7 protein-coding genes and 3 pseudogenes are annotated in these 9,598 nt (G+C 61.1%); 7 read left to right on the forward strand and 3 right to left on the reverse strand.

Annotated features, from left to right (window positions below; genetic code table 11):
* From V6S97_RS21775 to V6S97_RS21785, 4 genes and pseudogenes are all read left to right on the forward strand, one after another.
* Positions 1-729 carry an ABC transporter ATP-binding protein gene (locus V6S97_RS21775; RefSeq protein WP_334427730.1) on the forward strand — a complete coding sequence of 243 codons (729 nt, stop codon included), beginning with the start codon at positions 1-3 and terminating at the stop codon, positions 727-729.
* Positions 719-1,408, forward strand: a complete 690-nt coding sequence (locus V6S97_RS21780; RefSeq protein ID WP_334427731.1) for an SMP-30/gluconolactonase/LRE family protein — start codon at positions 719-721, stop codon at positions 1,406-1,408. The genes V6S97_RS21775 and V6S97_RS21780 overlap by 11 nt, the downstream gene beginning before the upstream one ends.
* Positions 1,317-1,589, forward strand: coding sequence for an SMP-30/gluconolactonase/LRE family protein (locus V6S97_RS29220; RefSeq protein ID WP_442886086.1), 273 nt, complete (start codon positions 1,317-1,319; stop codon positions 1,587-1,589). The genes V6S97_RS21780 and V6S97_RS29220 overlap by 92 nt, the downstream gene beginning before the upstream one ends.
* Before the next feature lie 20 nt (positions 1,590-1,609).
* A pseudogene (locus V6S97_RS21785) lies at positions 1,610-1,933 on the forward strand (sugar phosphate isomerase/epimerase family protein); the annotation flags it as partial.
* A gap of 581 nt (positions 1,934-2,514) precedes the next feature.
* On the opposite strand, the gene cydB reads toward V6S97_RS21785, so the two are convergent.
* Positions 2,515-3,519, reverse strand: a complete 1,005-nt coding sequence (cydB, locus tag V6S97_RS21790; RefSeq protein ID WP_334427732.1) for a cytochrome d ubiquinol oxidase subunit II — start codon at positions 3,517-3,519, stop codon at positions 2,515-2,517.
* Positions 3,509-4,936, reverse strand: a complete 1,428-nt coding sequence (locus V6S97_RS21795; RefSeq protein ID WP_334427733.1) for a cytochrome ubiquinol oxidase subunit I — start codon at positions 4,934-4,936, stop codon at positions 3,509-3,511. The genes cydB and V6S97_RS21795 overlap by 11 nt, the downstream gene beginning before the upstream one ends.
* A 193-nt stretch (positions 4,937-5,129) precedes the next feature.
* Here V6S97_RS21795 and V6S97_RS21800 point away from each other — a divergent pair.
* Positions 5,130-5,594, forward strand: a pseudogene (locus tag V6S97_RS21800) (transposase); the annotation flags it as partial.
* 264 nt (positions 5,595-5,858) lie between these two features.
* Here V6S97_RS21800 and katG read toward each other — a convergent pair.
* Positions 5,859-8,027, reverse strand: coding sequence for a catalase/peroxidase HPI (gene katG / locus V6S97_RS21805; protein ID WP_334427734.1), 2,169 nt, complete (start codon positions 8,025-8,027; stop codon positions 5,859-5,861).
* A 173-nt stretch (positions 8,028-8,200) separates the two neighbouring features.
* Between katG and V6S97_RS21810 the strand changes: the two genes are divergently transcribed.
* Positions 8,201-9,112, forward strand: coding sequence for a hydrogen peroxide-inducible genes activator (locus V6S97_RS21810; protein WP_334427735.1), 912 nt, complete (start codon positions 8,201-8,203; stop codon positions 9,110-9,112).
* Positions 9,113-9,521: pseudogene (locus V6S97_RS21815) on the forward strand (transposase); the annotation flags it as partial.
* Positions 9,522-9,598: the final 77 nt, after the last annotated feature.

A 9,598-nucleotide genomic window follows, 5' to 3' on the forward strand; every position in this document is an offset into this window, starting at 1 on the left:
ATGCTTGAACTCAAAGATATCTACGGCGGCTACGGCAAGATAACGATCCTGAACGGCGTCACCTTCTCCATCCCGAAGGCGTCGATCACCACCGTGATCGGGCCTAACGGGGCCGGCAAATCGACCGTGTTCAAGGCGATCTTCGGACTATTGAACATCGCCTCCGGCCAGATCCTGCTCAACGGCAATGACGTGACCCGGCAGGCGCCGAGACAGATGATCTCCCATGGCGTCACCTATGTGCCGCAGGGCCGCAATGTAGTGCCGCAGCTCTCTGTGTACCACAATCTGGAACTCGGCGGCATCACGGCCGCCGATCAGGCAAAGGTGCGCGAGCGCATCGAGACGGTGATGGACCAGTTCCCCATGCTCAAGGAATTCCGTAACCGCAAGGCGATCGAACTGTCCGGCGGCCAGCAGAAGCAGCTCGAAGTGGCGCGCGCACTTCTTCTGGATCCCAAGCTGATCCTGATTGACGAGCCGTCCATCGGCCTTTCGCCCAATCTTGTGCAAGAGGTGTTCCGGACTCTGATCCAGCTGCGCGATCAGGGCGTGACGATCCTGATGGTGGAGCAGAATGCCAAGGCCGCGTTGGCCATGTCCGACTACGGCCTTGTGCTCGAGCTCGGCCAGACGCGAATGTACGACAAGGCTTCCAAGCTGCTTGCCGACCCGCGCGTCGGCCAGTTGTTCCTCGGTGGTCATGTAGAGGCAGACCATGCGGTTTGAGGTTCTCGACGCCGCTCCGGCCCGGCTCGGGGAATGCCCGATCTGGTGCGAGCGGAGCAACAGGCTCTGGTGGGTGGATGTGCTAGCGTCCGCCTTGTGGAGCCATGACGCAAAAAGCGGCGTGTGCACACGATATCCCGTCGAGGCGCGCCGCATCGGCTCGCTGGCCCTGCGCCGCACCAGCGGGCTGATCCTCGCCTGCGATAACGGGCTGTTTAGCTATGACCCGGAGACGGGTGAGCAGCTCCTGCTCGTCGATCCCCAGCCGGGGCTGCTGAACCATCGCAAACACGATGGCCGTGCAGATTCGGTGGGGAATTTCTGGATTGGCACACTCCGGGAGGACGACTATGCCCCCGTGGGATCCATTTACCGCGTGACTCCAAAACTCGAGGTGACACGACAGGCCGCGCGCCTGGCCATTCCCAGCTCGCTCGCCTTCGATCCGGAACGCCGCCGCATCTACTATGCGGATACGCGTGCCCACACGATCTGGTTCAGCGACTATGATCCCATCAGCGGCGACATGGGAGAGGAACTGCCTTTTTGCGACCACCGCTGCGCCTGCCCGACCGGACGGGAGTTGTATCGACTCAGAAGGCCATCTGTGGAACGCCGAATATGCTGGCCGCCGCCTCGTGCGTTACGATCCCAGGGGAGAGGTATCGCGCCTCATTGAACTGCCGGTGAGCCACCCGACGCGCTGTTGCTTTGGCGGTGAGGAGCTTGACCGCCTCTATGTCACCTCGGCAAGCGAACCGCTCCTGGCCGAGGAGCGCCAGGCCGAACCACTCGCGGGACGGGTTCTCGTCCTCAATGTCGACGTCAGAGGCAGACCGGAATTTCGGACAGGTCTGTAAAGGCTCGAAAGGAACCCCAAATGAAAACTTCAATCGCCACGGTTTCGATCAGCGGTGATTTCCAGGAAAAGCTGACCGCCATCGCGAGAGCGGGCTTCGACGGGATTGAAATCTTCGAGAACGACTTCCTGGCCTTTGACCGTTCACCAGCAGAAGTGGGGCGCATGGTCCGAGATCACGGCCTCAAGGTGACACTGTTTCAGCCTTTCCGCGACTTCGAGGGTATGCCGGAACCTTTCCGCAGTCGCAATTTCGACCGGGCAGAGCGCAAGTTCGATCTGATGGCGGAGCTCGGCACTAACCTCATGCTAATCTGCTCGAATACCTCGATCGTGGCGCCCGGTCAGGATATTCTTTCTTATTCAGTGTCACCAGCGCAGCACGATCACTTCGGATTACTGAGGTCCGTCAGTCATTGGAAGATCGCCTACCGGCCGGTTCCAGTCCTTGTTGGGTGCCTGCATAGCGGCGAGGATCTCGTGCGTTGCTTCCCATACGGGACCGTGACCGACAGGATGACCGCCGCCGTCTCGCGCTGGGCGCCGCCGCGCCGGTCGCTTTCGCTATCGCGATGGAGCGGCTGGGAATCGGCCTGTCGCTATACGCGACGGCCGCTCTGGGCGCCGTCGGAATGGCGGCCTTCGTCACCACCGGGCAGAATGTCCGACGAACCCGTTTGGCCCTCTTTTGCGAGGGCCTATGAGTTACATGTCGTAGATCCGCCGAGGACACTGGACGATCCCACGGATTCGTCCGCCGCCCACAGCAGGTCCGCCTCTGCCACTCCGGACATGATCAAGGGACGCTCGCTCCTCTTCGACTTACTTCAGAAATAATCTGATCAGAAGCCCGATCACGGCAACCGCGCCAACGCCCGCGAGCCACAGCCCGATGAACCATGCCGTCTTCAGAAGAACGTCGCTCATCAGTGATATTCCTCTTCCGGATCGATCTTGCCGCGAAAAACCCAATAGGCGTAGGCGGTGTAGGCAAGGATCATGGGTACAAGCACGACCGCTCCGACGAGCAGGAACTTCAGGGAACTGTCCGGAGCGGCCGCATCCTTGATCGTGAGCACGCCGGGGATCATGTACGGGTAGAAGCTGATCCCGAGGCCCGTGAAGCTCAGGACGAACAGGCCAAGCGCCGACAGGAAGGGCTGCAGGTGCTTGTCGTGCGCGAGGCCGCGCCAGAGCGAAAACGCGCACAAGGCGAGCAGCAGGGGCACGAAGGACGAGAAGAAGGCCGTCGGCCAGCCGAACCATCGCTCGAAGTACATTCCGTTGATGAACGGCGTCCAGAGCGACACGGCGCCGATCAGCGACAGGAGTCCGAGGCTCAGAGGACGCGCGAGCTTCGCGGAGCGTACCTGAATTTCGCCCGACGTCTTCAGATTAAGCCACGTCACCCCGAGCAGTGCGTAGCCGACGAGGACGGCGACGCCGGTCAGGACCGAGAAGGGCGTGAGCCAGTCCCACCAGCCGCCCGCGTACCGTCTGCCCTCGACTGCAACGCCCTGCACTAGGGCTCCGAGCACGATGCCCTGCATCAGAGCCGCGATCGAGGATCCGATCCAGAAGCCGAAGTCCCAAAGATGGGATTCGTGATGCGTCCGCCAGCGGAACTCGAAGGCGACGCCGCGGAAGATCAGGCTGACCAGCATCAGGATGATCGGCATGTAGAGAGCCGGCATGATGATCGCGTAGGCCAGCGGGAACACGGCCATGAGGCCGCCGCCACCGAGCACCAGCCATGTCTCGTTGCCATCCCAGACGGGAGCGATCGAGTTCATCATCACGTCGCGGTCGCGCCTCTGGCGGAAGAACGGGAAGACAATGCCGATCCCCAGGTCGAAGCCGTCAAGCACGACATAGCCGAGAACCGCGAAGGCGATGATCCCTGCCCAGACGAAGGAAAGGTCAATGTCCATGTCGTCCTCCTCCAGTGGGATGATCCTGCGCAGCACCGGGCATGATGCCCGCCGTCCGGATCGGGCCGGCATCCAGTTCTTGATCTGTGTCAAGAGGGGTCGGCGGCCGCCGCATGAGCTTCAGCAGATAGTTGACGCCAACGCCGAAGACCACGAAGTAGACGGCGATGAAGATGAGCAGCGAGGTCCCGACTGCGGGAGCCGAAACCGGCGACAGGCTCTCCGCGGTCCGAAGGTGTCCATACACCGTCCAGGGCTGACGGCCGACCTCGGTCGTGTACCAGCCCGCAAGCACCGCCACAAAGCCGGAACCGCCCATGGCCACCGCAACGCGGTGGAGCCACGGCGTGTCATACAGTGTTCCCTTCCAGCGCGCCCACAAAGACCATAGCCCGACGCCGAGCATCAGGAAGCCGAGGCCGACCATGATCCGGAAGGTGATGAACGGCATGAGCGCCGGAGGACGCTGGTCGCGCGGCCATTCCTTCAGCCCCTTTATCTCGCCGTTCAGCTCATGCGTCAGGATCAGCGAGCCGAGCTTCGGAACCTCGACCGCGTAGCGGGTGATCTCCGCCTCATCGTCCGGTATGCCGAACAGGACGAGAGGAGCGCCGTCCTCATGCGTCTCGTAATGTCCCTCCATGGCCGCGATCTTCGCAGGCTGGTGCTCGAGCGTATTCAGGCCATGCAGGTCGCCGACTAAGATCTGGATCGGAGTGACGATTGCCGCCATCCACATCGCCATCGAGAACATGATACGGGCCTGACGGTTCGTCCGGTCCTTCAACAGATGCCAGGCGCCGACGGCGCCCACGGCGAAGGCGGTGGTAAGGAAGGCCGCCAACAAGGTATGGGTCATCCTGTAGGGGAAGGATGGGTTGAAGATGATCTGCCACCAGTCTTCCGGCACGAAGACGCCGTTGGCGTCGACGCCGAACCCCGCCGGGGTGTGCATCCAGCTATTGGCGGCCGTGATCCACGTCGCCGAAATCAGCGTGCCTATCGCGACCATGGCGATAGCCACCATGTGGGCCGTGTCTCCGACGCGTTTGCGGCCGAACAGGGCTATGCCCAGGAACCCCGCTTCGAGGAAAAATGCAGTCAGGACCTCGTATCCCATCAGTGGTCCGATGACCGGGCCCGCCTTGTCTGAGAAAGCGGACCAGTTGGTGCCGAACTGGTAGCTCATCACGATCCCCGACACGACGCCCATGGCGAAGGTCACCGCGAAGATCGTCTTCCAGTATTCGAAGAGCTTCAGATAGGCTTCGTCGCGTTTCCATAGCCAGAGCGCGTTCAGGACGGCAAGGTAGCTGGCCGTCCCGATCGAAAAGGCGGGAAACAGGAAGTGGAACGAGACGGTGAACGCGAACTGTATCCGCGCCAGCATCTCTGCTTCGAGACCAAGAAAGGTCATGATAACTCCATTGTTGAAGACCCTCGAGCATCGTACCGCAGCCCCAGTTCCGGGCCGGTATCGCGATCGCTGATGTGCGGCGTCAGAGACAAGATAAGATAAGATAAGATAAGATAAGATAAGATAAGATAAGAACAGATCTCTCGCTGCCAAGTATTACCCGCGTCGCGCGTCGGAATGCCGCGCCCCCCGCGAAGGGCCTGGGCGCTCAAGCCGTCGCGGACCTCAGCGCAAACTGCACCTGGCGCTGGATGCCGACAGCGGCGAGATCATCGCTCACGTCATGACCGACCAGGATGCCGGCGACGCCTCGCAGGTCGAGGCGCTGCTCGACCAGATCGATGACCCCATCGGCCAGTTCACGGGCGATGGCGCTTATGACGGCAACCCCACCTATGGCGCCATCACCAAGCATAGCGCCGGCGCTGCGGCGATCAACACCGCTGGCCGAATGAAGTGGGAGGTCGCGACCGACTACGGAAAACGATCCCTGGTCGAGACCGCGATCGGTCGTTACAAATCGATCATCGGACACCGGCTGCGGGCGCGCTCATTCGGAGCGCAGCGGACGGAAGTCGCCATCGGCTGCTCGGTCCTCAATAGAATGATGGCATGCGCACGCCCGAAATCCGTCCGCTGCAAGACTGCAACGCCGTAGCAACAGCATCAAAGACGGAATGCCGTTCTTTCAACGACCCGCGCACCAAAGCCCCGATCACGGAATCATCGTCGCCGGACCTGACACACACACACACACACACAAGAACGAGGGTCCGGAACGTCGCGACGAACCGGCGCGACAAAAGCCTGCGACCGGCACGCCGACGAATTGACAGAGACGTTAAGTTTTCTCCGTCCGAAAGGATGGGGGCTTTCCCTGACGTGAGCGGGGAAAGTCGTTCCGAGGAGGCGTTGACCGTCATCAAAGCAGATCGAAACGATCGGCGTTCATCACCTTGGTCCAGGCCGAAACGAAATCCTTCACGAATTTTTCGACATTGTCGTCCTGGGCATATACCTCCGCATAAGCGCGCAGAATGGAGTTCGATCCTAGCACGAGATCCACCCGCGTCGCCGTGTATCGGGTCGCTCCGGTCTTCCGATCACGGATGTCATAGGAGTTCCGCCCCGTCGGCACCCAGCTGAACGCCATGTCCGTCAGCGTCGTGAAGAAGTCGGTGGTCAGAGCGCCCACTCGTTCCGTGAAGACGCCGTGTTTGGTACCGCCATGATTGGTACCGATCACGCGTAGCCCGCCGATCAGCACCGTCAGTTCAGGGGCCGTCAAACCCATCAGCTGAGCACGGTCTAGAAGCATCTCCTCTGGGCTCACGACATAACCCTTCTTCTGCCAATTGCGGAAACCGTCCGCCAAGGGCTCCAGCACCGCAAAGCTGTCGACGTCGGTCATTTCGGCAGTCGCATCGCCGCGGCCGGGCGCGAAAGGAACCTCGATGTCGAAACCGGCCGCCTTGGCCGCCTGCTCGACGCCGACATTGCCCGCAAGGATGATCACGTCGGCAAGGCTTGCGCTGCTTGTGGCCGCTATCGGCTCAAGGACGGCAAGCACGCGCTTCAGCCGTTCCGGCTCGTTGCCCTCCCAATCCTTCTGCGGAGCAAGACGGATGCGTGCTCCGTTCGCGCCCCCCCTGTTGTCGGAGCCACGGAACGTGCGGGCGCTATCCCAGGCTGTCGCCACGAGATCAGAGACGGAGAGACCGGATTCAGCAATGCTGGCCTTGAGGGCAGCGACATCGTAGTCCGTACGGTCGCCGAGCACCGGATCCTGCCAGATCAGATTTTCCTGGGGGACATCGGGGCCGAAATACCGGCTCTTCGGGCCCATATCGCGATGCGTGAGCTTGAACCACGCGCGGGCAAAGGCGTCCGAGAACGCCTCGAAGTCATTGAGGAAGCGCAGCGAGATCTCGCGATAGATCGGATCGACATTCAGCGCCATATCCGCATCGGTCATCATCGGCAGGACGCGGATCGAGGCGTCCTCGACATCGACCGGCTTGTCTTCCTCGGCGATCGTAGTCGGCGCCCACTGCGAGGCACCAGCGGGGCTGTGAGTCAGCGTCCACTCATGCTTGAACAGCATTTCGAAGAAGCCGTTATCCCACTTGGTCGGCTCGGCCGTCCAAGCGCCTTCAATGCCCGAAACCACGGTATTGCGACCAATGCCGCGGCCCTTGGTGTTCATCCAGCCAAGACCTTGGAATTCCGGGCCTGCGGCCTCGGGATCAGGGCTCAGGTCGGTCGGATTTCCATTGCCATGGGATTTGCCGATGGTGTGGCCGCCGGCCGTGAGCGCAACCGTTTCCTCGTCGTTCATCCCCATGCGCGCGAAGGTTTCGCGCATCTGCGCGGCGGTTGCCAACGGATCGGACTTGCCGTTCACGCCTTCCGGGTTCACGTAGATGAGGCCCATCTGCACAGCGGCGAGCGGATTTTCGAGCGTGTCGGGCTTTGTCACTTCCCCATAGCGACCATCGCTGGGGGCCAGCCATTCTTTTTCGCTACCCCAATAGACATCCTTCTCCGGGTGCCAGATATCCTCACGGCCAAACGCGAAGCCGAAGGTCTTCAAGCCTGCGGCTTCATAGGCCATCGTGCCGGCGAGCGCGATCAGGTCGGCCCAGCTCAGCCTGTTGCCGTATTTCTTCTTGATCGGCCACAGTAGACGACGGCCCTTGTCCGTATTGACGTTATCCGGCCATGAGTTCAACGGCGCAAAGCGCTGATTGCCTGTTCCCGAACCGCCGCGCCCATCAGTTGCGCGGTAAGAGCCGGCCGCGTGCCAACTGACGCGGGCCATCATGCCGACATAGCTGCCCCAATCGGCGGGCCACCATTCCTGGCTATCCGTCATGAGCGCGCGAACGTCGGCCTTCAACGCCTCGACGTCGAGCTTCTTCAGCTCTTCGCGATAGTTGAAGTCCGTTCCCAGCGGATTCGTCTTCGTGTCGTGCTGGTGCAAGATGTCGAGGTTGAGCGCATTCGGCCACCAGGCCGTGACGGATGCGCCTGACGATGTCAGCGAACCATGGGCGACGGGGCATTTGCCGGTCGATGTCGTGTGATCCAAGTTACCCTCCGGGCGTGAACAGAATTTTGGCTGGTTAGATGGTTGGCGCTATCATCGGCGTGACACTGCGAAATCGCTAGATGTGACGCGTTGCCATCTTCCCGCGCTGTTCATAGCAGGGGATTTTCATTAATTTAAATTGCATTTTCTAAAGGGATCGATAGGGTGGCCTAATGAATGGCGTGTCCATGAAACATCTCCGCTATTTCGATGCCCTCGCAAGGCTCGGCCATTTCGGCCGAGCAGCGGAAGATTGTGCGGTCACGCAGCCAGCGCTTTCGGTGCAGATCAAAGAGCTCGAAGAGGCGATGGGCGCAGCCCTAGTCGAACGGTCGACCCGGCAGGTTCGCCTGACAGGCCTGGGAGAGCAATTCGCACTGCGGGTGCGCGATATCTTGCGTTCGATCGACGACCTTTCGGACCTTGCCCGTGCCTCTCATCGGCCGTTTGTCGGCCACTTCCGGATCGGCGTCATTCCGACCGTGGCCCCATATCTCCTCCCCCAGCTCATCAAGGAGCTTGGACATCGATACGCCGGTTTGGATCTGCATCCGCGTGAGACGGTGACGCCGAAGCTCGTTGAAGATCTGATCGATGCGCGCCTTGACGCGGCCATCGTAGCATTGCCGATATCGGAACCGACGTTACTGGAGGTGCCGCTGTTCGAGGAAGAATTCGTGCTTGTGCGACCGCAGGAGGATTCACAAAAGCCCGTTCCGAATGCCGAGGCACTACGAACAATGCGCCTGCTGCTTCTGGAAGAAGGTCACTGTTTCCGTGAGCAGGCGCTATCCTTCTGCAAGATGCCATCCTCGTTGCTGCCGCGCGATCTGATGGAGGGTAGCTCGCTCGCCACGCTGGTCCAGATGGTCGGCGCCGGCATTGGCGTTACGCTCATCCCGCAAATGGCTGTTTCGCTGGAAACGCGGCTCGCCTCGGTTTCCGTCGCTCGGTTGCGGGCGCCGCGTCCGTCGCGAACGATCGGCATGATCTGGCGCAAGACGAACCCCTTGTCCAAACAGCTCGGACATATCGCAGAGATCGTGCGCAATGTCGCCGAAGTGGCCAGGACATCATACCCTTAGGCGATCCGGTCGATAGGCGTGACAGAAGTTACATATTACCGCTGGCGGGCAGAATGGGGTGGGCTGAAGGGCGATCAGGTGGAGCGGCTGACGGAGCTGGAGACCGAGAATGCGCGGCTCCGGCAGGCTGTCTCCGATCTAACCCTGGACAAGATGATCCTTGCGGAGGCCGCCAGGGGGAAAGTCTAAGCCCCGCTTGTCGCCGTGCCTGTGTTGACCATGTCACCGCAGAACTGGGCGTGTCCGAACGACGGCATGCCGGGTTCTTGGCCAGCATTGTTCCACGCAGCGCAGAATGGCAAAGACACCAAATGACGAAGCGGCATTAACGGCCGACATCACGGTGCTCGCCCTCCAATATGGCCGATATGGATATCGCCGCATCACGGCGATGCTGCATCAGGCGGGTTAGGTTCAGGACTTCGGTAACGGGCCCGTTCCAGTCAAGCAAAAAGTGACGACCGCAGCAGCGCAGTCATGCTGCCA

Source organism: Agrobacterium sp. CCNWLW155, from assembly GCF_036888815.1.
Classification (GTDB): domain Bacteria; phylum Pseudomonadota; class Alphaproteobacteria; order Rhizobiales; family Rhizobiaceae; genus Agrobacterium; species Agrobacterium radiobacter.